This window comes from Pseudomonas sp. E1BtOHC1, from assembly GCF_058744285.1.
This window is the reverse complement of the sequence record NZ_CP196023.1, coordinates 6,955,856-6,981,450: the sequence shown is the minus strand read 5'-3', so window position 1 is coordinate 6,981,450 and position 25,595 is coordinate 6,955,856. Positions and strand designations below refer to the sequence as shown.

General features: G+C 62.8%; 22 protein-coding genes and 1 pseudogene. 10 read left to right on the top strand and 13 right to left on the bottom strand.

What is annotated here, in order from left to right:
• Positions 1-57 precede the first annotated feature (57 nt).
• The 3 genes from ACSSVC_RS31635 to ACSSVC_RS31625 all read left to right on the top strand — a co-directional run bounded on the left by ACSSVC_RS31635 (position 58) and on the right by ACSSVC_RS31625 (position 4,030).
• The gene (locus ACSSVC_RS31635; RefSeq protein ID WP_446440401.1) at positions 58-1,710 is read left to right on the top strand and encodes an acyl-CoA dehydrogenase family protein; all 1,653 of its coding nucleotides are present in this window, start codon (positions 58-60) and stop codon (positions 1,708-1,710) included.
• Between the two features lie 134 nt (positions 1,711-1,844).
• Complete coding sequence (gene amn, locus ACSSVC_RS31630) at positions 1,845-3,317, top strand: AMP nucleosidase (protein ID WP_346635681.1); 1,473 nt, start codon at positions 1,845-1,847, stop codon at positions 3,315-3,317.
• 146 nt (positions 3,318-3,463) lie between these two features.
• The gene (locus ACSSVC_RS31625) at positions 3,464-4,030 is read left to right on the top strand and encodes a pseudouridine synthase (RefSeq protein WP_492612597.1); all 567 of its coding nucleotides are present in this window, start codon (positions 3,464-3,466) and stop codon (positions 4,028-4,030) included.
• On the opposite strand, the gene ACSSVC_RS31620 is transcribed toward ACSSVC_RS31625, so the two are convergent.
• Both ACSSVC_RS31620 and ACSSVC_RS31615 read right to left on the bottom strand, forming a co-directional pair.
• Positions 4,025-4,234, bottom strand: coding sequence for a DUF2788 domain-containing protein (locus ACSSVC_RS31620; protein WP_003228500.1), 210 nt, complete (start codon positions 4,232-4,234; stop codon positions 4,025-4,027). The genes ACSSVC_RS31625 and ACSSVC_RS31620 overlap by 6 nt on opposite strands.
• A 104-nt stretch (positions 4,235-4,338) precedes the next feature.
• The gene (locus ACSSVC_RS31615) at positions 4,339-4,818 is read right to left on the bottom strand and encodes an Lrp/AsnC family transcriptional regulator (RefSeq protein WP_102865370.1); all 480 of its coding nucleotides are present in this window, start codon (positions 4,816-4,818) and stop codon (positions 4,339-4,341) included.
• Positions 4,819-5,231: 413 nt separating this feature from the next.
• Here ACSSVC_RS31615 and ACSSVC_RS31610 point away from each other — a divergent pair, with 413 nt between their 5' ends.
• Positions 5,232-6,317: a DUF6515 family protein gene (locus tag ACSSVC_RS31610; RefSeq protein WP_346635682.1), complete on the top strand. Its 1,086-nt coding sequence runs from the start codon at positions 5,232-5,234 to the stop codon at positions 6,315-6,317.
• Here ACSSVC_RS31610 and ACSSVC_RS31605 read toward each other — a convergent pair.
• Together ACSSVC_RS31605 and ACSSVC_RS31600 are read right to left on the bottom strand one after the other, a co-directional pair.
• On the bottom strand, positions 6,311-7,207 hold the full coding sequence (locus tag ACSSVC_RS31605; protein ID WP_346635683.1) for a cation diffusion facilitator family transporter: 897 nt from the start codon (positions 7,205-7,207) through the stop codon (positions 6,311-6,313). The two genes, ACSSVC_RS31610 and ACSSVC_RS31605, sit on opposite strands and share 7 nt — an antisense overlap.
• A gap of 27 nt (positions 7,208-7,234) precedes the next feature.
• Positions 7,235-7,654 carry a polyribonucleotide nucleotidyltransferase gene (locus ACSSVC_RS31600; protein ID WP_102865373.1) on the bottom strand — a complete coding sequence of 140 codons (420 nt, stop codon included), beginning with the start codon at positions 7,652-7,654 and terminating at the stop codon, positions 7,235-7,237.
• Between the two features lie 130 nt (positions 7,655-7,784).
• Here ACSSVC_RS31600 and hrpB point away from each other — a divergent pair, with 130 nt between their 5' ends.
• Entirely contained in the window at positions 7,785-10,304 is a 2,520-nt protein-coding gene (gene hrpB / locus ACSSVC_RS31595) for an ATP-dependent helicase HrpB (protein ID WP_492611863.1), read from the top strand.
• 7 nt (positions 10,305-10,311) lie between these two features.
• Here hrpB and ACSSVC_RS31590 read toward each other — a convergent pair whose 3' ends face one another.
• Together ACSSVC_RS31590 and ACSSVC_RS31585 are read right to left on the bottom strand one after the other, a co-directional pair.
• The gene (locus ACSSVC_RS31590; RefSeq protein WP_492611862.1) at positions 10,312-11,388 is read right to left on the bottom strand and encodes an endonuclease/exonuclease/phosphatase family protein; all 1,077 of its coding nucleotides are present in this window, start codon (positions 11,386-11,388) and stop codon (positions 10,312-10,314) included.
• An 87-nt stretch (positions 11,389-11,475) separates the two neighbouring features.
• The gene (locus ACSSVC_RS31585) at positions 11,476-12,138 is read right to left on the bottom strand and encodes a DUF7847 domain-containing protein (protein ID WP_346635686.1); all 663 of its coding nucleotides are present in this window, start codon (positions 12,136-12,138) and stop codon (positions 11,476-11,478) included.
• Positions 12,139-12,318: 180 nt separating this feature from the next.
• Between ACSSVC_RS31585 and ACSSVC_RS31580 the strand changes: the two genes are divergently transcribed.
• The 3 genes from ACSSVC_RS31580 (at position 12,319) to ACSSVC_RS31570 (ending at position 14,348) form a co-directional block, all read left to right on the top strand.
• Positions 12,319-13,092: a DUF2076 domain-containing protein gene (locus ACSSVC_RS31580; protein WP_492611861.1), complete on the top strand. Its 774-nt coding sequence runs from the start codon at positions 12,319-12,321 to the stop codon at positions 13,090-13,092.
• A 137-nt stretch (positions 13,093-13,229) separates the two neighbouring features.
• Complete coding sequence (locus ACSSVC_RS31575) at positions 13,230-13,709, top strand: LabA-like NYN domain-containing protein (RefSeq protein WP_102882313.1); 480 nt, start codon at positions 13,230-13,232, stop codon at positions 13,707-13,709.
• Positions 13,710-13,736: 27 nt separating this feature from the next.
• Positions 13,737-14,348, top strand: coding sequence for a 3'-5' exonuclease (locus ACSSVC_RS31570; protein WP_110596235.1), 612 nt, complete (start codon positions 13,737-13,739; stop codon positions 14,346-14,348).
• Positions 14,349-14,362: 14 nt separating this feature from the next.
• Here ACSSVC_RS31570 and ACSSVC_RS31565 read toward each other — a convergent pair whose 3' ends face one another.
• On the bottom strand, positions 14,363-14,815 hold the full coding sequence (locus ACSSVC_RS31565; RefSeq protein ID WP_346635688.1) for an Lrp/AsnC family transcriptional regulator: 453 nt from the start codon (positions 14,813-14,815) through the stop codon (positions 14,363-14,365).
• A gap of 161 nt (positions 14,816-14,976) precedes the next feature.
• Between ACSSVC_RS31565 and yedA the strand changes: the two genes are divergently transcribed.
• Positions 14,977-15,885 (top strand): drug/metabolite exporter YedA, encoded by a 909-nt coding sequence (gene yedA / locus ACSSVC_RS31560; protein WP_404937730.1) that lies wholly within the window; start codon positions 14,977-14,979, stop codon positions 15,883-15,885.
• Here the strand turns inward: yedA and ACSSVC_RS31555 are convergent, their stop codons facing one another.
• The 3 genes from ACSSVC_RS31555 to ACSSVC_RS31545 form a co-directional block, all read right to left on the bottom strand.
• Entirely contained in the window at positions 15,886-16,941 is a 1,056-nt protein-coding gene (locus tag ACSSVC_RS31555) for an alpha/beta hydrolase family protein (protein ID WP_346635690.1), read from the bottom strand.
• 177 nt (positions 16,942-17,118) lie between these two features.
• Positions 17,119-20,265 carry a discoidin domain-containing protein gene (locus ACSSVC_RS31550; RefSeq protein ID WP_346635691.1) on the bottom strand — a complete coding sequence of 1,049 codons (3,147 nt, stop codon included), beginning with the start codon at positions 20,263-20,265 and terminating at the stop codon, positions 17,119-17,121.
• A 411-nt stretch (positions 20,266-20,676) separates the two neighbouring features.
• Positions 20,677-21,135 (bottom strand): hypothetical protein, encoded by a 459-nt coding sequence (locus tag ACSSVC_RS31545; RefSeq protein WP_404937727.1) that lies wholly within the window; start codon positions 21,133-21,135, stop codon positions 20,677-20,679.
• A gap of 218 nt (positions 21,136-21,353) precedes the next feature.
• On the opposite strand from ACSSVC_RS31545, the gene rhlE1 reads away from it, so the two are divergent.
• Positions 21,354-22,682 carry an RNA helicase RhlE1 gene (rhlE1, locus tag ACSSVC_RS31540; RefSeq protein ID WP_492611860.1) on the top strand — a complete coding sequence of 443 codons (1,329 nt, stop codon included), beginning with the start codon at positions 21,354-21,356 and terminating at the stop codon, positions 22,680-22,682.
• Positions 22,683-22,760: 78 nt separating this feature from the next.
• Here the strand turns inward: rhlE1 and ACSSVC_RS31535 are convergent, their stop codons facing one another.
• From ACSSVC_RS31535 to ACSSVC_RS31525, 3 genes and pseudogenes are all read right to left on the bottom strand, one after another.
• A complete protein-coding gene (locus ACSSVC_RS31535) occupies positions 22,761-23,993 on the bottom strand; it encodes a TIGR03862 family flavoprotein (RefSeq protein ID WP_346635932.1) in 1,233 nt (410 codons plus the stop codon).
• A 98-nt stretch (positions 23,994-24,091) separates the two neighbouring features.
• On the bottom strand, positions 24,092-25,105 hold the full coding sequence (gene galE, locus ACSSVC_RS31530) for a UDP-glucose 4-epimerase GalE (protein WP_404937726.1): 1,014 nt from the start codon (positions 25,103-25,105) through the stop codon (positions 24,092-24,094).
• A 76-nt stretch (positions 25,106-25,181) separates the two neighbouring features.
• Positions 25,182-25,486 (bottom strand): annotated as a pseudogene (locus ACSSVC_RS31525) (hypothetical protein); the annotation flags it as partial.
• Between the last annotated feature and the right edge of the window lie 109 nt (positions 25,487-25,595).

Genomic DNA, 25,595 nt, shown 5'->3' with positions numbered 1-25,595 from the left:
TTCGGGGTGGAGCGGGTGCTTAACTGGGGTCTTGGCACACCCTGAAGGAGTCCTGCAATGAACCTCCACCAGTTCGCTGAAACCCACGAAGTCACCAACCAGCCGCCCGCCCTGGACGGCGCCAACCTCTATCGGATCGACCTGCCGCTGCAGCAATGGATGCGGCGCTTCGATGCCGGCTGGGCCGAATCCCGGGTCGACGCCTATGGCGCCCTGGCGGGTGGTCCGTTGATGGAGGCGGGGTTCCTGGCCAATCAGAACAAGCCGGTATTTTCCAGTCACGACCGCTTTGGTCACCGGATCGATCTGGTGGAGTTTCACCCGGCGTATCACCAGTTGATGCAGGCGGCCATCGAGGGCGGGCTGACCTCTCTGCCCTGGACCGAAGCACAAGCGGGCGCTCATGTAGCCCGCGCCGCCATGACCTATCTGCACAGTCAGGCCGAGGCTGGCAGCGGTTGCCCGTTGACCATGACGTTTGCCTGCGTGCCGGCGCTGAAACTGCAGCCGGACATCGCCGAGCAGTGGCTGCCGAAGATCCTCGCCACCCAGTACGACCCGCGTAATGTTGGCATGCAGCACAAGACCGGGCTGACGATTGGCATGGCCATGACCGAGAAGCAGGGCGGGACCGACGTTCGCGCCAACACCACCCGAGCCTATCCGGTGGGGGCTCCGGGGCCGGGGCAGGCTTATGAACTGGTGGGACACAAGTGGTTCTGCTCGGCGCCAATGTGCGATGCCTTCCTGACCCTGGCTCAGACCGACAAGGGCCTGACCTGTTTCCTCCTGCCCCGTCATCGCCCGGATGACAGCCGCAACCAGTTCTATATCCAGCGCTTGAAGAACAAGCTGGGCAACCACTCCAATGCTTCCAGCGAAGTGGAGTTTCGTGGCGCTCTGGCCTGGATGATCGGTGAAGAAGGGCGCGGCGTACCCACCATTATCGAAATGGTCGCCATGACGCGCTTCGACTGCATGGTCGGCTCCAGTTCGCTGATGCGCCAGGCCTTGACCCAGGCCAGCCATCATTGTGCCCATCGCAGCGTCGGCGGGCGGGTGCTTAGTGAGCAGCCGCTGATGCAGAACGTGCTGGCCGACCTGGCCTTGGAAAGTGAAGCGGCCCTGGCCTTGAGCATGCGCATGGGACGAGCCTTGGATCATCAGGACGATGCCCAGGAAGCGAAGTTCTCTCGGCTAGTGACGGCAGTGGGCAAGTATTGGATCTGCAAGCGCGCCCCGGCCATGATCAACGAGGCCGCCGAATGCATGGGTGGCGCCGGATATGTCGAAGACAGCATCCTGCCGCGGCTGTACCGCGAGGCGCCGGTGAACTCCACCTGGGAGGGCTCCGGTAACGTGCAATGTCTGGATGTGTTGCGAGCCCTGTCGAAAGAACCCGGGGTGCTGGATGTGTTGTTTGCCGAGCTGGGGGATGGGCATGGCGAGCGGCGTCTGGCGGCGCATATTGCGGCGCTCAAGGACAGCTTCAAGGACACCGGCGACATCCAGTACCGGGCCCGCCAACTGACCGAGGACATTGCCCTGGGTCTGCAGGCCAAGCTGTTGCTGGAGGCTGGTAACGAGGTGGTCAGCGACGCCTTTATCGCCAGCCGTCTTGGGGGGCAGAGCGGTCGGGTCTACGGCACCTTGCCTCGCGGGTTGGACGTGGCCGCCATTGTTGCCCGCTCCACGCCTCAAGGCTTCTGACCTTTTGTAGGAGCCGGCTTGCCGGCGAAGAGGCCTTGCCGCCGCGATCGTCGGCACGCCGGCTCCTACAACTCCGCTGTTCCCGTGGGACGGTGTTGCAGGCAAGATGAACGCCTGCAAGATCAGAACACAGGATGCTTATCGTGACCGAAGCTTTTATTGTCGTTCAAACCGCCGAGCAAGCCGTGGATCGGCTTGCCGCTTTGCATGAGCGGGCCACCACGGCGCTGAGCCAGGCGCTCAAGCGTTACCTCAAGGACCGGGTCGAGCCGGATGCCGCGCAAAGAGCGCTGTTTCGCTACCCCGAACTGCGCCTGACCTACCAGTGCCACGGCGAAGTCCCGCAGACCACCCGAGCCTATGCCAAGGTTCAGCTGCCGGGCACCTACAGTATTACCGTCACTCATCCCGCCGCCTTCCGTAACTACCTGCTCGAGCAGTTGGTCCCCCTGATGCACGACTTCACCGTCACGGTGGAAGTGGGCGTCAGCGAACAGAACATCCCCTATCCCTACGTGGTGGAGCAAGGCGACGAGCTGGCCGGTTCCGGTGTGACGGCTGCGGCGCTGGCCCGGGTGTTCCCCAGCACCGACCTGTCGGCTGCCACCGACGGTATCGCCGATGGCCTCTACGACTGGGAAAACACTCACCCGCTGCCGTTGGCGCTGTTCGATGCGGCGCGGGTCGATTTCTCTCTGCGGCGCCTGGTGCATTACACCGGCAGCGACTGGCGTCATGTGCAGCCGTGGATCCTGTTGACCAACTATCACCGTTATGTCGACCAGTTCATCGTCCATGGCCTGGAGCAACTGCGCAGCGATCCGCGTTTTGTGCGCATGGTCCTGCCGGGCAACGTGATCATTGAAAAGAGCATGGATCACGGCGAGGCTTCGGCAATCGCCGCCGGTGTGGTCTGGCATCGTTACCAGATGCCGGCGTATCACCTGCAGGCCAGCGATGGCCACGGTGTGACCCTGGTGAATATCGGCGTCGGCCCGTCCAATGCCAAGAACATCACCGACCACTTGGCGGTGCTGCGCCCTCATTGCTGGCTGATGATTGGCCACTGCGGCGGGCTGCGGCAGTCCCAGACCATCGGCGATTACGTCCTTGCTCACGCCTACATGCGTCGCGACGGCATTCTTGATCGCGTGGTGCCGCCGAACATTCCGATCCCGGCCCTGGCCGAGGTCCAGCTGGCGTTGCAGCAAGCGGCGGCCAATGTCACCGGGGAAAAGGGCGAGCAACTGAAGAAGCGCCTGCGCACCGGCACGGTCCTGACTTACGACGATCGCAACTGGGAGTTGCGCTGGGCCGAGGAGCGTCCGTTGATCAACCTGTCCCGGGCCGTGGCGGTGGACATGGAAAGCGGCACTATCGCGGCCCAGGGTTATCGCCTGCGGGTGCCCTACGGCACCTTGCTGTGTGTCTCGGACAAACCCCTGCACAGCGAGATCAAGTTGCCGGGGGCGGCCAATGCCTTCTACGAGCGGGCGGTCAGCCAGCATTTGAAGATCGGTATCGAAGCCGTGGACCTGATGCGCAGTGAGCTCAACTCCCTGCACTCGCGCAAACTGCGCAGCTTCGACGAGCCGCCTTTCCGCTAAGCGTTTAATCCATGGCCATTTGGCGATCAGGCCACTAGCATTGTCGGTCCTGATCGCTGAATGTTCCTGATCCCATGTCCCGTCCGTCCCGTTCTGCTTCCCGTCGCCCTGGCGCGAAGCCGTTTTCCGTTTCTCCCTCCAAGCGCGTGGCCAAGGCGCCACCGGCCGAGCCGAAGCTGATCCTGTTCAACAAGCCTTTCGACGTGCTGACCCAGTTCAGCGATGGCGAGGGACGAGCGACGCTCAAGGATTTCATCGCCATTCCCGGGGTCTACCCGGCCGGGCGCCTGGACCGCGATAGCGAAGGGTTGCTGCTGTTGACCAATGACGGGCAGTTGCAGGCGCGAATCGCCGATCCCAAGCACAAGTTGGCCAAGACGTATTGGGTGCAGGTTGAAGGCGAACCCTGCGCTGAGCAGTTACAGCGCCTGCGTGACGGGGTGGTGTTGAACGACGGCATGACCCTGCCGGCCGAGGCACGGCAGCTGGAAGAACCAGAGCTGTGGCCGCGCAATCCGCCAGTGCGCTTTCGCAAGAGCGTGCCCACCAGTTGGCTGGAGTTGGTGATTCGAGAAGGGCGCAATCGCCAGGTGCGGCGCATGACCGCGGCCGTCGGCCTGCCGACCTTGCGACTGGTGCGGGTCAGGATTGGCGACTGGACCCTGGATGGCCTGGATCAGGGCCAGTGGAAGGAGGTGCCGGCGCGCTTATAGAGCGCCGGACTCGATCAGGCCGATCACCACACTCTTGATGATGAAGGCGGCTACGCCCAGGCCCAGCACGAAGAACAGGATAAAGGAGCCGAAGCGTCCGGCTTTGGACTTCTTGGCCAGGTCCCAGACGATGAAACCCATGAATATGATCAGGATGCTGACCAGACCGGTCATCATCCACTCTTCGAATACTGCTGGGTCCATCGATCATCTCCATTGCAGACAGGGCAAAAAATGCCGGGCGAGTATACGCCAAGGGATACTGGCCGAGCATTGATCTGCCTGCGTTACGTCGCCACAGCCGCTTTTCAGCTGCGCAGATGGGTCAGGGGCAGTTCGGTGCTGTTGAGCACCTGATTGAGCACGAAACTGGAGCGCACACTGGTCACGCCGTCGATGCGGGTCAGGTGGCCCAGCAGCAACTTCTGGTAGTGATCCATGTCCGGCACCACCACCTTGAGCTGGTAGTCGGCGTCCACACCGGTCACCAGGCTGCACTCCAGTACCTGGGGCAGGCTGCGGATGGCCGCTTCGAAATTCTCGAAGCGTTCCGGTGTGTGCCGGTCCATGCCGATCAGTACGTAGGCGGTGAGGCTCAGGCCGAGCATCTTGCGGTCCAGCAGGGCGACCTGGCGGGAAATATAACCGTCGTCTTCCAGTTGCTTGACCCGGCGCGAGCAGGGCGAGGGCGACAGTCCGATGCGCTCGGCCAGTTCCTGGTTGGAGATGCGGGCATCGCGTTGCAATTCGGCCAAAATACTCAGGTCATAGCGGTCGAGTTTGCTCATCAATCAGGCCTTTGTCATAAGTATTGCGTTTAATTATCTATCTTGAGTTAAAAATTGCGCAAGAGGTGTTTTTGCAAGCAATCTTCGCAATCCTCTGTCGCCGGCCCAGGCCTATTCTTATCACCAGAATCACTGCCCGGACATAGAGTCCACTGCGGCCCGCCGAATCAGGCCTGCCGCGGCCGCCAACCCCACAGGGTTGATCCGGCCCCCGGGCTACACCCTGTCCAGAAGACGGAGTGAGGTGAGCCGGCGCCAAAAGCGTCGAGCACGGACAAAATCTCAAAGGGTGGCCGACGGGCCGCCCTTTTTTATTGCCTGCGAAATAAGTCTCGTGACTGATAATCTGCTGCAGAACCGCTCCAGGCTTTTTCAGTCTGATGTACAGGCCCCAATCCGCAGTGAGGAATAGCATGAAGTCGCGCATCTGGCGTTTGGCAGGTGTTGGTGTGTTGTGCGTGAGCGTCAGCGCGCAAGTGCTCGCCGATGAGCGAGACGAGAGACGCCCACCCCAGCAGGGAGCGCCTTCGGGCGGGCAGCGTGAGCATGCCCCCGAAGGGCGTGGCGAGGGTAATCAGGGCCGTCCGGCGAACTCGCCCGAACGTGCGCAACCTGCCCCGCAGCAGCCGCGTGGGCAGAATGAAATCATTCGTGGCGATAACAGCCGGCAGTTCGAACACAACGGCCAGAATCCGGGTGGGCAGTGGCAAAACCGCCCCCAGCATGATCCCAATCAGCAGGGGCGACCGGCTCCTCAGCAGCCGCAGCCTGCCCCAGGACTGCCCATCCAGAGCCGGCCCGATACCGTGCGCCAGACCCAGGAGCCCCAGCGCGGCTATTACCAGGACATTCCCCGGCGCAACGATTACAACCAGCATTGGCAGGCCGGTGGTCCAGGCTCGCGCCCCGACAATGGTCGCCCCAACGACTATCGCTGGCCGGGTCGTCCCGACGGGCATGGCAACGGCTGGGGGCCTGGTCCGCAATATCGCCCAGGCTACGTGATTGATCGTTTCCCCGAGCGCAACTACCGGGTGCCATACCGTGGTCAGGATTACTTTTTCTCGGGGGGCTACTGGTATCGCCCACAAGGTCCGCGGTATGTGGTGGTGCGCCCGCCTTATGGGATTCGAGTGGCCTATCTGCCCGACTATGCCCGGGAAGTGTGGATCGGCAGCGCGCTATTCTTCCTCGCCGCCGGGGCCTATTACACCTATGAAGCCAACACCCAGCAGTATGTCGTGGTGGAGCCGCCGGTAGCGGCGCCGCCGCCCAGTCAGCCCAGTGGCAATGGCTATGATGTGCTGGCGTACCCGGTCAACGGCCAGTCGCCGCAGCAGATCGATCAGGATCGCTACGACTGCTATCGCTGGGCGGTGCAGCAGAGTGGTTTCGATCCGGCCAGCGCGACCTATCAGCCGGCCCCGGAAGTGGTTCAGGCCTACCGTCAGGCCCAGGGCAACTGCCTGAGCTCGCGGGGCTACCAGGTCACTTACTGAGCCCTGGCGGCCTCGACCACTTCCTGTGGGTCGGCGTGTACCAGCACTTCGGCCCGCGGGTACGCCTGCTGGATCGCCTCGGCAGCCTGATCGCTGATGCCATGGGCTACCGAGAGGGTCAGGTCGCCAGGCAGTTCCAGATGCAGTTGGACGAACCAGTGGCTGCCGGAAATTCGCGTGCGCAGGTCGTGGGCACCCAGCACGCCGGGCACACTGCAGGCCAGTTCCAGCATGTGCTGGCTGACATCGGCGGGCAGTTCCTCGTCCATCAGCACCGAGAAGCTTTCCCGGGCGATCTGGATCGCGCTCCAGAGAATGTAGACAGCGATCCCCAGGCCGAACCAGGCGTCCACCTGATGCCAGCCGAAGGCCGCCAATACCAGGGCCAGGAGGATGCTGCCATTGAGCAACAGGTCGGAGCGGTAGTGCAGTGAATCGGCCCGTACCGCGTTGGAACCGGTTTCGCGGATCACCCGATGCTGCAGGCTCAGCAGCGCCACGGTCAGCACCAATGACAACCCGATCACCCCGATGCTCAGCCAGGGCGCGCCCACAGGTTCAGGATTCTGCAGCCGCTCGAATGCCTGAAACGCAATCAGCACCGCACTGCCGGCGATGAACAGCGCCTGGGCCATGCCCGCGAGAGACTCCGCCTTGCCGTGGCCGTAGCGGTGATCGTCATCGGCCGGGCGCAGGGCGTAGTGCACCGCCAGCAGGTTGAGCAGCGAGGTGAAGCCGTCGAGCACGGAGTCGGTCAGCCCCGCCAGCATGCTCACCGAGCCGCTGAGCCACCAGGCGATGGCCTTGGTCACAATCAGGATGCCTGCCACCGTGACCGAGGCGCGGGTGGCCAGGCGCAGGAGGCGAGCGTGTTCCGGGTTGCCAATCATCGACGGCGGGTTCCTTGAGTGTGGGGATCAGGCCGCAGGTTGCAGGCCGTACAAGGCCAATTGCTGCACGCTGCCCTTGTGCTGGATCAGGCGCGGGTCATCCAGAGGGAAGCTGCCCCCCAGTTCGCTTTCCAGAATGGCCTGCAGTTTGCGGTTGTCGACTTTACCGTCGGCGCCAATGGCCTGCTGGAGTTTTTCCGGCGCGATTTGTGCGGTCTTGCCCGGCTCCAGGTAAATCGCCCCGGTGGCGAAGTCGACGCCAAAGGCGATCAGCCCAGGGATCACATAGAACAGCAGGCCCACGGCATCGAGCACCACCACCACTGGATCGATCTTGCCGTCGATCTGGCCGCGGCGGTCGGGAAAGAAGATCGAGCCGCAGGCGGTGAGTTGGGTCAGCAGGGTGGTCACCAGAACGCCGCCAATGACACGGTGGGGAATACGCATGGATATCTCCTGGTAAATATGCAGACAAAGCGAAATGGAGCGGGGCATTGAGTCTTGTCGATCAGCACTCAGACCATGATTAACCCCAGGCAGTTCGCCGTTATACTCGCGCCTCTGTTTTGGAGCCAGCATGAATTCTTTGCCAATTGATGAAGTTTTGCCTGCACTGCGCGAAGCCTTGGCGGCGCGCCATGAAGCGGTGCTCGAAGCCCCGCCCGGTGCCGGCAAGACCACCCGCGTGCCTCTGGCGCTTCTGGATCAGGACTGGCTGGCCGGACAGACCATCCTCATGCTCGAGCCCCGGCGCTTGGCGGCCCGGGCTGCGGCAGAGCGCCTGGCCAGCGAACTGGGGGAGAAAGTCGGTGAAACCGTGGGTTACCGCATCCGCCTGGACAGTAAGGTCGGCCCGCGGACCCGTATCGAAGTGGTCACCGAAGGCATCCTCACCCGACGCCTGCAGGACGACCCAGCCCTGGAAGGGGTTGGCCTGCTGATATTCGACGAGTTTCACGAGCGCAGCCTGGATGCCGATCTGGCCCTGGCCCTGAGCCTCAATGGCCGGGAACTGTTTCGTGACGAACAGCCCCTGAAGATTCTGTTGATGTCGGCGACCCTGGAGGGCGAGCGCTTGTCCGCGTTGCTGGACGACGCGCCGATCCTGCGCAGTGAGGGGCGCATGTTCCCGGTGACCCAGCGCTGGGGCCGGCCTTTCCAGCTCGGTGAGTTCATCGAGCCGCGGGTGGTACAGACCATTCTTGAAGCCATCAACGATGAAAGCGGCAGCCTGCTGGTGTTCCTCCCTGGGCAGGCCGAGATTCGTCGAGTGCATCAGCAGTTGGCCGAGTCCTTGGGGCAACGCAGCGAGATCCTGCTCTGCCCACTGCACGGCGAGCTGGACCTGGCCGCTCAGCGCGCCGCCATCGACCCGGCACCGGCGGGCCAGCGCAAAGTGGTGCTGGCCACCAACATTGCCGAAACCAGCCTGACCATCAATGGCGTGCGGGTGGTGGTGGACGCCGGGCTGGCCAGAGTGCCGCGCTTCGATCCCGGCAGCGGCATGACCCGTCTCGACACTCAGCGCATTTCCCGGGCCAGTGCCACCCAGCGCGCCGGGCGGGCAGGGCGCCTGGAGCCCGGCGTGTGCTATCGCTTGTGGTCGGCGGATCAGCAGGAACAACTGGCCGCCTATGCCGGCGCGGAGATCCTTCAGGCTGACCTGGCCGGCCTGGCCCTGCAACTGGCGCGCTGGGGCGTGACCCCGAATCAGCTGGCCTGGCTGGACCCGCCTCCCAGCGCCGCTTATGCACAGGCTCAGGACCTGTTACTGCGCCTGGGAGCGCTCAACGACGACGGCACGCTGACCCGCCATGGCCAGGCCATGGCCGAGTTGCCGGCCCATCCGCGCATTGCCCACTTGCTGTTGCGCGGCCAGTCCCTGGGGCTGGCGCAGATGGCCTGCGACGTCGCGGCCCTGCTGGGGGAGCGGGATATTTTGCGCGGTGCCGGCGCCGACCTGTACAGCCGCCTGGTGCTGCTTTCCGGGGAGGAGCGCGCAGCCCGTGGTGCACAGGGTGGCGTCCAGCGTGCGCGGCAACTGGCGCGGCAGTACCGTGGCTACCTGCGAGGGCAGTCCGAGGCAGCCGTCGCCGATCCCGAGCATCCGCGCTGGCTGGGTGCCTTGCTGGCCCTGGCCTATCCCGACCGGGTAGCCCAGCAGCGCCGTCCCGGTGGCGCCGAGTATCGACTGGCCAACGGTCGTGCGGCGCTGTTCAGCGAAACCGACAACCTGATGAAACAGCCCTGGCTGGTGATCGCCGACCTGGGCAGCCGCCAGGGCCAGCGTGAGGAGCGCATCTACCTGGCAGCGGATTTTGATCCGAGCCTGTTCGATACGGTGCTGGCAGAGCAGGTGCGCAACGTCGACCAGCTGGATTGGGACGAGCGCGAAGGCGTGCTGCGGGCCGAGCGTCAACGCAAGGTCGGCGAGCTGGTACTCAGCCGTGAACCGCTCACCGGCCTGGACGAGTCGGCCCGTAGCCGGGCCCTGGTCAACCTGGTGCGGCGCAAGGGCCTGGAACTGCTGCCCTGGACCCCGGAGCTGCGCCAGTGGCAGGCTCGGGTGACCCTGCTGCGGCAGCTGGATCTGGCGGACAAGGGCGAGAGCCAATGGCCGGATGTCAGCGATGGCGCCTTGCTCGCAGGGCTGGAGCAGTGGCTACAGCCCTACTTGGGCAAGGTGTCGCGACTCAGCCACTTTGCCAACCTGGAGCTGGCCGGCATCGTCCACAACCTGTTGCCCTGGCCGCTGCCCCAGCGTCTGGACGAGCTGGCTCCGCATCATCTGACAGTGCCCTCGGGTTCCTCGATCCGACTGGACTACAGCGAGCAGCCGCCGATTCTGGCGGTGCGCCTGCAGGAGCTGTTTGGTCTGTCGGACACCCCGCGGATTGCCGGTGGCCGGCAAGCGGTCAAGCTGCACTTGCTGTCGCCGGCGCGGCGTCCGGTGCAGGTCACCCAGGATCTGGCGAACTTCTGGCGCAGCACTTACGCCGAGGTGAAGAAGGATCTCAAGGGCCGCTACCCCAAGCATTACTGGCCGGACGATCCGCTGATCGCCGAGGCCACGGCGCGGATCAAACCCCGCAAGTAGAGCGGGGTTACAACGCCGGCAACAGGAAGCGTGCAAGCACCGGCAGGTGGTCGGAGATGCGTTGGGTGTCGTCTTGACGTACTCGGGATTCAACCCGTTTCAGCCGTGGGCTGTAGAACAGGTAGTCCACCGTGCGATCCGGGCTGTCGAGGCTCGGGTCGTTGGGGTAGTGGGTCAGCCAGCGAGCACGATCGACGCCACTGGCCTGTGTGTTGCTGGGGATCATCGGGTACTTGTCCCACAGCAGGTGCAGTGGGCTGTCAGCGTTGTAGGGCGCGCGCTGTTCTTCGCTCAGGCGTTGGTACTGGCCCAGGGGTAGCAGGTTGAAATCGCCGCCAATCAGCCACGGGGTGCCGCGGCTCTCCAGTTTGTCCAGCACCTTGGCAATGGCCACCATCTGCTTCTGCTGAGTGTCATCGGCGCGCTGCGCACGTTCCAGATGGGTGTTCAGCACCACCAACTGGCCGCCATCGCTCAGGGGCAGGTAGCTCAGCAGCAGAGCGTCCTTGGGCTGGAACTGCCGGCTGATGAGCGGGCGCGGGGCAACCGGCAGTTGCAAGCGTTCGGCGTGATCGATGCGGTAGCGGCTGAGGGTCACCAGTTGCCGGCCGACGCTGCCGAAGATGTGCAGGGAGGGCACGAAATCCGCCTTCCAGTCGTAAGCCTGGGTGCTGCAGGGGTAGAGGTCGGCGACCCGCTCCTGCAGCAGTTTGAGTTGATCCTGGTAGGCGCTGGCCTTGGCGCCGTTGTCCACTTCCTGCAGCAGCACCAGATCCGGCTGTTCGTCGCGGATGACCCGGGCCACTTCGTCGAGGCTGAAGGCCATGTCTTCCAGGGTCGGACGTTCGTCCTCGCCCCGGGCCTGGTCGTTCCAGAACACGTAACGCTTGCCCGCCAGGTACTGCAGGTTCCAGGTCATGACCTTGAGTGCCTGGCCCGGCACCAGCGGCGTGGCCTGGGCACTGCAACTGACCGTCAGGGTTTCCTTGGGCTGTGGGCGCCAGGTCAGGCTGTAGATCAGGCCGGTCAGCACCAGGCCGATCAGTAGCAGGCTCAACAGGGTGATGCGCAGTAGACGGGTCATCGGCTCGGCTTATGGCGTTGCAGGATGGGCCGGAGCATAACCGAGTGCGCGGCCGTCACCCAAGGGGTAGAGCGGCCGCAAGGTGAATCAGCGTTTGTCCGGCTGCTCGCTGATCAGCATGAACAGGCGGAACAGCACCACGCTGGTGAACAGCTGCAGGAAGCTGTAGGCGCTGTCGATGGCCAGGGACAGGATCGGGTTGTGCGGTTCGGGATACGCGGCTTCGCTCGCCCCCTTGAGCAGCCACAAAGGTGCCATGACCGCCAGGATGCACAACAGGATGCGCAGGAAGTGTCCGCGGCTCAGGCGCAAGCTTTCCTTGATGGCCGCCAGGGGCGCCTGGCCTTTGAGCACCAGCAGGTATTCGGCGAATGCCAGCACCACCATCAGCCACAGCCCAGGCAGGAAATACAGCGACAGCCCCAGCAGAATCAACAGCGTGCTGACCGCGGTCAGCAGGGCGAAGCGCGGCCACAGGCTCAGGGCCATGGCCCAAAGATCACGGTTGCGGGGCGATTCCCCCCGGGTGCGGGCGTCGAGAAACAGGATCAGCGCGCCGGTATACAACGGATACAGCAACAGTCCCACCACCACGCTGGAGCCAGGAAAGGCATTCTCGCCCAGGGCGCTGCTGACGCCCTGTTGCAGCAGCGCTTCGAGAATCACCAGGGGCAGGCACAGCTGTGCGATCCGGCCGAGGTTGCGCTGGAAGAAATACAGGGAGTCGCGGAGAACATCTAACGGATTCATCGATGGGGATCGCAGTTGACGAAGCGGTTGAACACTTTAACCGAAGCAGGCCCCCCGGGAGCAAACGTAAACCTTGAGTAAAGACCATTGAAACTCGTCGCCCCAGCCCCATAACTGGTGCGTACCGCGGCCCTATGGGGGCACGGACCAGATTTTTACCGGCAATCTAAAGAGGTCGCCATGAACAGCGAAGAGCAAACCCTGATCGATGGACTGTTTTCACGGTTGCAACAAGCCGAGACGGACTCAGCTCCACGTGACGCCCAGGCCGAAGCGCGGATCAAGGAACACCTGATCCGCCAGCCTGCGGCCGGGTATTTCATGACCCAGGCGATCCTGGTGCAGGAGGCTGCCCTCAAGAGCCTCGACGAGCAGAACAAACAACTGAGCCAGCAAGTGCAGCAGTTGCAGGCCGAACTGCAACAGGCCCGTTCCCAGGCCGCCGCTGCGGCTTCAGCTCCGGCGGCGAGTGGCGGCTTCCTGTCGAGCATCTTCGGGGGTTCCCGCGAGCCGCAACCGGCTCCCGCGCAGGCCCCGAGTGTGGCGCCGTCCTCGGGCGGTGGCTGGCGTGAGCCATCCCGCTCGTCCTTCGGCGCGCCCCCGCAGCAGAATTTCGGCGCCCCGCAGCAGAGCTATGCGCCGCAACCGGCACCGGCGGCGGCCGGCAGCAGCTTCCTCGGTGGGGCCTTGAAAACCGCAGCCGGCGTGGCGGGCGGGGTGATGCTGGCCCAGGGCATCAGCAGCCTGTTCCACAGCAACCAGCAGCCTCAGGAAGTCGTCGAAGTCATCAAGGAAGAACCGGCGCCGGCGAGCGACAACAGCGGCTGGGGCAATGACGATCAGCGGATGGCCAACAACGACTCCTGGGGCAACAACGACCAGGGCGGCTTCAGCAACGCCGACTACGACAACGACGACAGCTCGTTCTTCTCCGACGACGATTCCTTCGTCTGACGCTCCGTCGGTCCGGGGCAGGCGCCTGCCCCGGACCGATTATTCGCGGAACATTCCTTGTGACTGGCATACTGGGCGACTTTTCGGGTCTTGAGCCCCGTTCCAGCCCTTGCGCTGCTGCGCCATGAGGATTAGCGGTGAAGAAAATCGCTGTGTTCGCCGACGTCCAGAACCTCTATTACACCGTCCGCCAAGCCTATGGTTGTCACTTCAACTACGCGGCGCTGTGGGCGGATATCAGTAAGGAGGGGCAGATCGTCGAAGCCTATGCCTATGCCATCGATCGCGGTGACAGCAAGCAGCAGCAGTTTCAGCAGATCCTGCGCAACCTGGGCTTCACGGTAAAACTCAAACCCTACATTCAGCGCAGCGACGGCTCGGCCAAGGGCGACTGGGACGTGGGCATCACCATCGACATCATGGATGCCGCCGCCCAGGTCGACGAAGTGGTGCTGGCCTCCGGCGACGGCGACTTCGACCTGCTGCTCGAGCGCATCATCCACAAGCACGGGGTCAGCGCGGTGGCCTATGGCGTGCCGGGCCTGACTGCCAATTCGCTGATTCGCGCGGCCACGCGCTATGTGCCGATCGAAGGCGCCTTGCTGCTGAAAAGCTGATCAATTTTTATACGGAGCTGCACAGGTTTGGAACGTATTGCCGTCATCGACTTTGAAACCACCGGGATCTCCCCGAGCAGCAGTTGCCGGGCCACGGAAATCGCCGTGGTGATCCTAGAACAGGGGCGCATCGTCGAGCGTTACCAGAGCCTGATGAACGCTGGCGTGCGGGTGCCGGGCTTTATCGAACAACTGACGGGCATCAGCAATGCCATGCTGCGCAGCGCCCCGCCGGCGGAGCAGGTGATGAACGAGGTCAACGAGTTCGTCGGCACCACGCCGTTGCTGGCGCACAACGCGGCGTTCGACCAGAAGTTCTGGGATTTTGAGCTAGGGCGGATCAAGCGTACCCGTCTGCAGAATTTTGCCTGTTCCTTGTTGCTGGCCCGGCGCCTGATGCCCGCGGCTCCGAACCACAAGCTGGGCACCCTGACCTCGTTTGCCGGCTTGCCCCACACCGGTCAGGCTCACCGAGCCATGGCCGATGCGGAAATGGCCGCCAACCTGGTGGCGCACCTGGCCGGCGAGCTACGCCACAAGCATGGCTTGCGTGAACTGTCCCACGACTTCCTCTGCAAGTTGCAGAAGGTCCCAGCCGCCAAGATTCCCGAGCACCTCAAGCGCCAGCGCGGTTTCTGAGGGGCCGGTCCGGCTCACTTGCCATTGTTTTCCAGTTGCCCCAGGGGGACACGCCGTTCGATGGCGCTGGAAAGCACGATGGAGGTCTTGCTGAAACCGAACTGGGCCACGCGGTTGATCAGTTCCTCCAGCTCCGGCATCGAGCCCACGGCAGCTTGCATGATCACGCAAGGGTCCCCCGTCACCCGATGACACTCGGTGAGCTGGGGGATCTTGATCAGTTCGTCATAGTTCTTCTGGTTGCCGTGCTGGGCCAGACGCAACTCGATCACGCACTGGATCGGTAGCCCCACCTTGGCCATGTCGACCTTGGCCTGATAGCCGGTAATCACCCCGCTGGCTTCGAGCTTGGCCACGCGCTCGGCCACTGCCGGTGCCGATAGGTTGACCTTGCGCGCCAGATCGGCATAACTCGCTCGGCCGTTTTCCAGCAAGCTGGCCAGGAGCATACGATCATATTTGTCCATGGAAGGCCTCTGTTAGGTACGACTTTCGAAAGCACGGCATATAGCCCTGAACTCCATGTTTTGGAAAGTGTACTGCCGTTATAAACAGGTTTTGTAACTTAAATTCCCTGCAGCGGCTTTTTAGAATAGTGCTCCCCCTGCCTGTCTCCGAGCTGCCTCCCATGCCTGGCCAAAGCCGTTTTCCGTTGCCGTTGATCGCCGCCTTTTTTGCTCTGTACGTGATCTGGGGTTCGACCTATCTGGTGATCCGTATCGGCGTCGAATACTGGCCACCGCTGATGCTCGGCGGTGTGCGTTTCATCATCGCCGGCAGCCTGATGTATGCCTTCCTGCGCTGGCGCGGCGTCCCGGCACCGACCTGGGCGCAGTGGAAGGCCGCGGGGATTATCGGCGTGTTGCTGCTGAGCTGCGGCAACGGTGCGGTAACGCTGGCCGAACATTCCGGGGTGACCTCCGGAGTGGCGGCGCTGGCGGTGGCCACGGTGCCTTTGTTCACCTTGCTCTGCGGCTATTTCTGGGGCGCACGCAACACGCGTCTGGAGTGGGCCGGGATCATCCTCGGGATGATCGGTATCGGCATGCTCAACCTCGGTTCCAACCTGCAATCGAGTCCGCTGGGCGCCGCCTTGCTGCTGTTCGCCGCAGCAGCCTGGGCCTTTGGTTCGGTGTTGAGCAGGCACCTCCCGCTGCCTCAGGGGGCCATGGCCAGCGCTGCAGAAATGCTCGTCGGTGGCGTGGTGTTGATGATCGGCAGTGTCTTGAGCGGCGAGCATCTGGACGCCATGCCGCCGCTGGAAGGCTGGCTGGCCCTGGCCTACCTGGCTGGTTTCGGTTCGATCATCGCCTTCAACGCCTACATGTACCTGCTCAAGCACGTACGCCCGGCAGCGGCCACCAGCTACGCCTATGTCAACCCGGCGGTAGCGGTGCTGCTGGGCATTGTCTTCGTGGGTGAAACCATCGGCATCGAGGAAGCCATGGCCATGCTGGTGATCATCAGCGCCGTGGTGCTGATCGGCTTGCCGCAATGGCGCAAGCCCAAGGCCGTGGTCCAGGAAGAGACGGCCTGATCACTGTTCAAGCGACTGGCCGGCAAGGCTCCGGTCGAGAAAACCGCCGATGACCTGGGTCACTTGCTGGTGAATCGCTTCGCGGCTGCGGCCGTTGCCGTCCCGGCAGATAATTTCATCCTCGGGGGCGTGCTCCTTGAGCAGAGCCGTGGCGCCTGGCTTGCAGATCTGCATGAAGCTGAAGTGGCTGGCATCGTCGATCACCAGCAGGCTTGAAGTGGCTGGCGCCCGGTTGGCCTGCAGATAGCCCGATTCCAGCGCCACCGGCATTCCAGCAATATCGACCCCGGCCCCCAGGATCAGGGTCGGCGTTTGCACCGCTGACAGGCTTTCGGGGGTAAACCCGCGGACCAGCCCCGGGTCCAGGGAAACGACCGCCTTGACTCGCGGGTCGCGCAGATCGGCGCCCAGGGGGCCTTGATTCTGCGGGGTAATTCCCAGTTCCGGTGCCAGCCCGCACAGGCGCGGGTTGGGATGCAGCCGACATTCTTCAAGGTAGCGTTGCGCGCTATAGCGGGAGCCGGCCAGCGCGGTGACTGTCCAGCCGCCCAGGGAATGGCCGATGGCGGCAATGCGTTGCGGGTCGACGGTGCCGGCCAAGGTGTTGTCGCTGGTGAGCCGGTCGATGACCCGGCTCAAGTCGTGCGGGCGTTCCCAGAGTTTGGCGGCTTCTGCGGGGCGCTGGTCGAAAGAGGTGGTGCCCGGATGATCGGGGGCCGCGACTATATAGCCCTGGTCGACCAGGCTGGATACCAGCCAACTCAGATTGCGCCAATTGCCGCGATAGCCATGGGATAGCACCACCAACGGATGTGCGGAGCCGGTAGGAGCGGCATCCTTGATGCTCGTCAGGCCCTGGAAGACCGGGTTGTCAGCAGATGTCAGCAGCGGGGCGGTGTTGGCGGTGGGGTACCAGAGGGCGACATGCAGGGGGCGCTGCTGGCTTGCGTCCGCCAGCGTCACTTCACGAAAACCGATGAGTTCGGCGGCCTGCGCCTGGGGCAGGGAAAGTGCAAGGCCCGCTAGCATCCATGCGGACAGGACAAGGTTGCGCATCAACGTCTCCATAGGCAAAGCATCGGTGTTCTGCCAGTGGGGGGGCGCGCAATGGGGGAGCAAGCGGCGATCAGCGGCAGAGAGTTGGCGACGACTGATGGCCGCCGCCGACTCTTTTACCTGAGAATGCCGGGTAAAGTCGACCGGATCGCAGCGCTACCGGTCAACCTTGTTGCCTCAGTTGCAGGTGCCGGCGTCACGCCAGACCTTGCCGCTGCCTTCTCCGCCGACAGTGGCGGCGCTAGGTTCATTGCCGCTGGTCCACCAGCGGGCGATATAGAAACGCCCCTTGTGACTGACCTTGTCATTGGCCCAGTAGGTGCCTTTGGGACTCCAGGCGCCCTGGCAGCCGGTTGGGGTTTCAACCTTGTCCGCCTGCACTGTCACGCTGTGGTCGCGGCTGACGGTATGGCTGCCGTTGCCCAGGTCCAGGGTGAAACGGTAGCTGACGTCCTTATCGCTTTTGGGGGCGACAAAGGTCAGTTTCGACCCTGAGGCCTGGAAGGCCACGCTGGGCGTCACGCTCCACTTGTAGCTCAGGGCGAGGCCGGCCGGATCACTGGAGCCTGCGGCGTCGAGGGTGACCGACTCGCCGGCTTTGGCCTGGGCGGCACCGGCGATGTGGGCCACCGGCGGCTTGACCACTGCCGGAGTCTCGGCCAAGACCTTGACCTGATGCTCACGGGTTGCACTGTGCTTGCCGTTGTTCACTGTCAGGCTGACGTTGTAGATGACGTCCTGATCGGCTTTGGGGGCGACGAACTTCATCAGCGTGCCTGCTGCGTCGAAACCGACGCTGGGGCTGATTTTCCAGCTGTAGCTCAGCTTGAGGCCGGCCGGGTCACTGGACGCCGTGGCATTGAGGTAAACCATCTCACCCGGCTTGGCCTCAGAGGCACCGCCGATGATGGCGACCGGCGGCTTGATCTCCTCCACTGGCGGTTCGGTCGGTTTCTCGCCACCGCTCTGGCAGGGGCCGAGGTCACGCCAGACTTTGCCAGCGCCATCAGGCCCTGTGAAGGACGGATTGCCCGGCTCGCTGCCCGATGTCCACCAACGAGCCTGGTACTGACGACCTTTCCACTGCACTACATCATTGGTGACGTAGGTGTTGCCGACTTTCCACTCCGGCTTGCAACTGGTGGTGACGGCCTTGCCCTTGATCAGCACTTCGTGGGTCCGGGTGCTGCTCTGTTTGCCGTTGCTCAAGGTCAGGGTGAAGTAGTAACGGGTGTCCTCCTGCAGTTCTGGAGCGGTAAAGCTGATACGAGCACCGTCGAAGCTGAAATCCAGCTTGGGCGAGGCTTGCCAGGCGAAACTCAAGGCATTGCCTTGCGGATCGCTGGACTCTGAAGCATCCAGCACGATCGTGTCTCCGGCATTGGCTTCGGCCTTGCCGCTGATCACCGGCACTGGGGCTTTACCCGGATCCAAAGACTTCAGGGACGCTGCCTTGACTTGGTTGTCGGCACTGAACTCGCCATCGGCGAGCAAGCTCCAGACGCCGCTTGGACTGTTGCTGCCATACACCTGGTAGCCCTTGATGTTACCGGCCTGGCCGCCATCCTGGCGGGGCAGGTAATGCAGTTGCGAGAAGCGGCTGTCCGCGCCCAGGTCAATGACGATCTCATGGGGGTAACGCGCACCGGCGGCGGAGTTCCAGTAGGACTTGGGGTTGCCGTCGATGGCGTGAGCCCCGGAGCCGGCCACGGCACTGCTGGTGGACAGGACACGCCAACTGCTGCGTGGCAGTGATTGGCCCTTGGCATCGGCCAGCAGCAATTCGGCCACGCTGGCGCCGTCCTTGCCGTCCACCGCGGAGGTGGCCACCAGCTTCAGGTAGCGAGCCTGGACGCTTTCATTCCGGTTGGCGTAGCTGAATCCATCGAGCACCAGATCGGAGACGGCCTTGCTCTTGTTGCCACGCACGGCCAGGTACCAACGGCCGGCTTGCGGGTTGTTCACCCCCAGCGATGGCCCGGCACTTTCCAGGGAGCGATAGTCGTAATCGCTGAGGCTTGGTTGGGCGCCGCGCTTGATCAGCAACTGGGTGGCCGCGGGGTGTTCGGTACGCTCACCGCTGGTGATCATGAACACCAGGCGCTCTGTACCGGGGGCCACGTCAATGGGGAGGTAGCGCCATTGATTCTTGTCCAGGTTGATCCGCTCTTCGAGGACCCGGCTTGCTTGCTCCTCGGCCAGGGGCACCACGGCGGGGGCGAAAGCGGACATTCTTGCCGCGTTTTCACGCCACACCCGAGCCATGTTGGCGGTGCGTGCATCCCCTATCGGTACTCCGCGGATGTCTTTCACGTCGGGGTTGGAGAAGTAGCCGATGTTGTTGCCACACATGATGCTGCCGACCGAGCCGTTGTTATGACCGAACTTGTAGCTGGAACCATCGGAGCAGTGGTGGCCGCCGGCGTTGTGACCGATTTCATGACGGAAGACTGCGGCCGAGCCAATGTAGTTGAGGGTGTAGCGGCCACCGACATAACCCCAGCCCGCGGCGGTGTCCTCGCCGGGGGTGCCTTTGACGAATGCCGCCACCATGTCAGGGCTGTATTGCTTCATGCCTTCAGCGAACAGGGTGCTCACCTTGCCCAGGGTACCGGTGCTGGCAGAGGCGGTAATCGGATAGTCACCGGGGATCACCTGGGTGCCCACCAGGCGCAGGCGCACGCCCTGGACCAGGGACTGTTTCAGTGCGCGGTTGACGGCGGCGATCTGGCCCACGGCATAGGCTTCGTGGTCGCCGATGTAGTCGGCCGCTACCTGGGAGAAACCGGCCAGCACGTCGATGACGGTTTCGCCCTGGGCGTTGCGGTTGAGTTGCAGGCTGCGCTGGCCACTGAGTGTTTCCAGCACCTGGGAGGACTCGACGACATCGCTTTCCACGTAGTCGATGCTGTTCCGTGTCTGCGCCGGATTGGCCTCAAGACGGATCATCGACTGTTCACCATTGGCGTTGCCGCGAATGATCGCGCCAACGTCGGGCAGCAGGGCGATAAAGCTGCCGTCGTCACGGGCAACCAGGGTCATCTCCCCGGGTGCGCTCAGCGAACGGGCGCGGCCTTCCAACTGACCGGTCATGACCTTGAGGTCCTTGAACGTCTCGTTCTGCTGCGGGATCAGGCTGCGGATGCGCATCCCGGTTTCCTGCAACAGCAGGTCGGTCCCGGCTTCGACAGCACTGCGCTGCATCGGATTGGCGGTCAGCGCCTGGAGATTGATGAAGTGACCGCTGATGACTTGCTCGCCAAGCGGCTGTGCAGGTGTGGCAGGTGCTTGTGCAGCAAGGGCCAAGCCACTCAGTGGCAACATTACGGCAGTCCCGAGACTGGCGACCCAAAGACGGGTGGCACGGGACAGGGCGTTTAATCTGAAGCTCGACATAACCATTCCTGGAAAGTCACAGCGCGGCGCAAAACCTGGCGAACAGGACCGCTAAAGCGTCCGCGCTGATGATGTGGATAAGGAGTTGTGCCGGCGGTCGGCATCATAGGCAGGGGAACCGTCGCCGTATATCGAGAGGGAGGCTTTTAGTACCGGTCCTAGGGAGTTTGCCGGCCCTGGGGCAAGGCCCGTTGCGCAATGGTTGTTGGCCCAATGTTGGGGGCTGTTGGGGGGCAGAGGAGAAGGACCGGCGAGTCGGCCACAACGGCCCAGGGAGCAGCGCGGTCGCAATAAACAACGCCGGGCAATGCCCGGCGTTATGGTTTCAGTATCAAAGACTCACTCGAACCCGATCAGCAGCACCAGTGTGAAGACCACTGCTGCCATGGCCAGGCAAAACAGCAGGCTGATTCCTGCCACTCGCCATAGCGAAACAAAGCGCCCGTTGCTGGCCTTGTGTTCCACCACCTGCGGACCAAAGAGTTGGCGTGCGTAGGCATTCATCCCGTAGATCGGCGGCAGGATGAAGACCACGGCGGGAATGCTCTCCGGAAGGAAAAAGCCTGCCAGGCTCATGGCGATGAAGAGGCCGATGCCCATGGCCCAGACTTTGTTCACTTCACTTTCGCGCCCCAGTGCCTTGAGGTTCTGGCTGATGAAATAGGCGCCCGCCACCGAGGTGCCGATAAAGGTGCTCAGACCAATGGCGGCGATGCTGTAGAGGCTCAGGTTCTGATCGGCTGGCTTGTTGGCGAGAAGTTCGGCAGTGGGGGCTTGGAAAGGGTTTTGGTTATCCATGCGAGGTGGGGCTCCTGAGGGGTAAAACAAAGGGAACAGGTAGGTGCCAGGTGGGCTGTCCCGTCGTTCTGTCTGGCAACCCGTGGCAATCAGTGCGGCGAGGATACACTCACCGGGGCGTGCTGCGCAGGCCTGGGACGGCTCAGGAGCATGTCCCGGAATTAGGGTAAACTGCCGCCCATTGCCTCTCTGTGCTGACTTTTTCCTACGGTACCCCCATGACATTCGCCACTCTTGGCCTGATCGAACCCTTGCTGCGCGCCCTTGAAACCCTCGGCTACCAGACCCCGACCCCGGTGCAGGCGCAAGCCATTCCGGCGGTGTTGGCCGGTCGTGACCTGATGGCCGCTGCTCAGACCGGCACGGGCAAGACCGCCGGTTTCGCCTTGCCGCTGCTGCAGTTGCTGACCATGGAAGGGCCGAAGGTGGACAGCAACTCGGTGCGCGCGCTGATCCTGGTGCCGACCCGGGAGCTGGCCGAGCAGGTCCACGAAAGCGTGCGCCAGTACGCCGAGCACCTGCCGCTGCGCACCTATGCGGTGTACGGCGGGGTCAGCATCAACCCGCAGATGATGAAGCTGCGCAAAGGCGTGGACTTGCTGGTGGCCACCCCGGGGCGTCTGCTGGACCTGTTCCGCCAGAACGCGGTGAAGTTCAGCCAGTTGCAGACCCTGGTGCTGGATGAGGCCGACCGTATGCTTGACCTGGGCTTCTCCGAAGAGCTCAAGAGCATCTATGCCGCGCTGCCGAAGAAGCGCCAGACCCTGCTGTTCTCCGCCACTTTCTCCGACGCCATCCGTGAGTTGGCCGGGCAAATGCTCAACGACCCGCTGAGCATCGAAGTCAGCCCGCGCAACGTGGCCGCCAATACGGTCAAGCAGTGGGTGGTGCCGGTGGACAAGAAGCGCAAGCCGGAGTTGTTCAGTCACCTGCTGCGCAAGAACCGCTGGAAGCAGGTGCTGGTGTTTGCCAAGACCCGCAACGGTGTGGACGCCCTGGTGGAAAAACTCCAGGGCCAGGGCGTGAATGCCGACGGTATCCATGGCGACAAACCCCAGGCCACGCGCCAACGCGCCCTGGACCGTTTCAAGGCCAGCGAGATCCAGATCCTGGTGGCTACCGATGTAGCGGCCCGAGGCCTGGACATCGAAGATCTGCCGCTGGTGGTCAACTTCGACCTGCCGATCGTGGCCGAGGACTATATCCACCGCATTGGTCGCACCGGGCGTGCCGGTTCTACCGGTGAGGCGATTTCCCTGGTGTGTGCCGACGAGGTCAACCTGCTGTCGGCGATCGAGATGCTGACTCGCCAGACCTTGAAACGTCATGAAGAACAGGATTTCGAGCCCGAGCACCGGGTGCCGGAAACCGACGCCAGTGGTCAGGTGGTGAAGAAGCCGAAGAAGCCCAAGAAACCGAAAACTTCTGGCGGCAAGCGCAACCTGGGCAAGTGGGTAGACAGTGGTGAAGTGGCCGAAGCGCCGGCGGTGAAACCTGTACGCAAGGTCCCGGCGTTCAACACTGGGCCGCGCAAGCGCAAGCCTTGATCTGAATTGCGCTGATCTCTTCGCCGGCAAGCCGGCTCCTGCAACCCCCCGTAGGAGCCGGCTTGCCGGCGAAGCTGTTTACGGCCTGTGCTGCAGCCACTCCAGCATTCCCAGCCCGGCCCGACGGCCGCTGGCAAAGCAGGCGGTCAGCAGGTAACCACCGGTGGGCGCCTCCCAGTCGAGCATCTCCCCGGCGCAGAACACTCCAGGCAATGGCTCCAGCATCAGCCGCTCATCCAGCGCTTCGAAGACTACGCCGCCGGCGCTACTGATGGCCTCGTCCAATGGGCGGGTCTTCACCAGCGTCAAGGGCAGTGCCTTGATTGCTGCCGCCAGGAGCGCTGGCTCATTGAACGCCTCGGCGGGTGTCAGCTCCCGTAGCAACGCCGCTTTCACGCCTTCGATCCCCAGTTGGCTCTGCAAGTGCTTGGCCATGGAGCGCGAACCGCGAGGCTTGGTCAGGGCAGTCTGGATCTTGTCCAGGGGCTTGCCCGGTAGCAGATCGATATGAAGGGTTGCCCGGCCGCCTTGATTGATCGCTTCGCGAATCGATGCCGACAGCGCATAGATCAGGCTGCCCTCGATGCCGCTGGCGGTGATCACGCATTCCCCCAGGCGTGGGCGGTCGTCATTGAGGCCGATGGCGACGTTCTTCAACGGGGCGCCGGCGAATTTGCCGCGCAGCAACTCGCTCCAGGCACTGACCTCAAAACCGCAATTGCTTGGTTGCAACGGCGCAACCTGCACACCACGCTGCTCCAGCAGGGGTAGCCACGCACCATCGGAACCCAGTCGCGACCAACTGCCACCGCCCAATGCTAGGAGGACGGCGTCCGCCTTTACCGCGCTTTCGCCTTCGGGGTGCTGGATGCGCAGGCTGCCGTCAGCATTCCAGCCCAGCCAGCGGTGCCGGGTGTGGATAACCACCCCGGCGTCGCGCAGGCGCTTGAGCCAGGCGCGCAGCAGCGGCGCGGCTTTCATGTCGGTGGGGAACACCCGTCCCGAGCTGCCGACAAAGGTTTCGATGCCTAGGCCATGAATCCACTGGCACAGTGCTTCGGCGCCGAACTCCCGCAGCAGCGGGGCGACGTGTGGCGCCCGTTCGGCGTAGCGGGAGAGAAAGGCCGGATAGGCTTCGGAGTGGGTGATGTTCATGCCACCCACCCCGGCCAGGAGGAATTTTCGGCCCACCGATGGCATGCCGTCGTACAGGTCGACCCGAACTCCGGCCTGGCTCAGTACCTCGGCGGCCATCAGGCCGGCGGGACCGCCACCGATAATCGCGACGTGGGAAGTAGGGGAGGGGGACATCAAAAAACCTAGAAAATGGTAGGGGTGGTTATTGTAAGCAAGGCTCGGGAACAGCACCTATTGGATGAGTTGCCGGCCAGTGCAGTCTTCATTTAAAACTACCGGTACCCATCTGGGTTATTCGACTGCCAACGCCAGGTATCCTCCATCATCTCCTTCAACCCGAGTTCTGCCTTCCAGCCCAGATCGTGAAGTGCCTTGGACGGGTCTGACCAGCATTGCGCAATGTCGCCCTGGCGACGTGGGGAGAGAGTGTGGGGAATGCTGCAGCCAGAGGCGTCCTCGAATGCCCGGATCATCTCCAGTACCGAGTAACCCACCCCCGTTCCGAGGTTCCAGGCATTTATACCGCTGTGCTGGCAAATGTAGTCCACGGCCGCTACGTGCCCTTTGGCAAGATCAACTACATGAATGTAGTCGCGAACGCCGGTGCCATCGGGGGTCGGATAGTCGTTGCCATAGATGGAAAGTTTTTCGAGTTTTCCCACTGCGACACGGCTTATGTAGGGCAATAGATTTTCCGGCAGGCCGTTGGGGTCTTCGCCCAGCAGTCCACTCTGATGTGCACCCACCGGATTGAAGTAGCGCAGCAGGGCAACTGACCAGCGTGGATCGGCAGTTGCCATATCCTGCAGCATCTTCTCTACCATTAACTTGGAGGTGCCATAGGGGTTGGTAGGTGTTCCCAGTGGGCAGCTCTCGACAATCGGCATCTGCACCGGGTCGCCGTACACTGTGGCGGAGGAGCTGAACACCAGACGGTAGACGCCTGCGGTGGCCATGGCCTGGCACAAGGTGATGCTGCCACTCACGTTGTTCTGATAGTAGGACAAGGGTTGTTTTACGCTCTCTCCGACGGCTTTCAGGCCAGCGAAGTGCAATACCACATCAATCTCGTACTGGGTAAAAATACGGTCAAGGACGGCGCGGTCGCAAACATCACCTTGCACAAATACAGGGGTGCTGCCGGTTATTTGTTGCACGCGCTCTAGTGAGCGCATGGAACTATTGCACAGGTTATCCAGAACCACCGCCTCGTGGCCTGCCTGAAGCAATTCCAGCAATGTGTGTGAACCGATATACCCTGCACCGCCAGTGATTAAGAACCGCATAGTAATGAGCCTGTTTCAAGTGAGTGCTGACAGTCCGGCCGCAATATTATCTGGATCTGATGGTGGATTTTTAAAAATAGTTATCGGCGATCAAATGCGGTTGGAGTTGCCTGGGTGTTTCTCGATTGATCTTCTTGAGAAACTCCAGTCACTGCTGATGCCGATGTTTATATCCAATACTCCTGGTCGAATGCCCCTGAAGTTAGTTCAGGGCCATCAACAGCGTGGCGGTGCCATGACGCACATAATCGTGCGACCGCATCATGCTTCGGCAGCTCCATCGAGGTTTACCGGTGCGCAGTTGAGTGACTTGCGCAAGGACGCGACGCGCAGCTTCAAAGGGCAGAAAAGGTTTACGGCTCCACCTGGCTTATCGAGCAAGTCGTTATCTGGCAACGAGTGTGGGCGTCGAAAAACGCCAGGGAGGTGTGTCGCCACCCTGATCAAAAAACAGACACCGCTCTGCAAGCCTTGCAGCGCAAGGGATCTA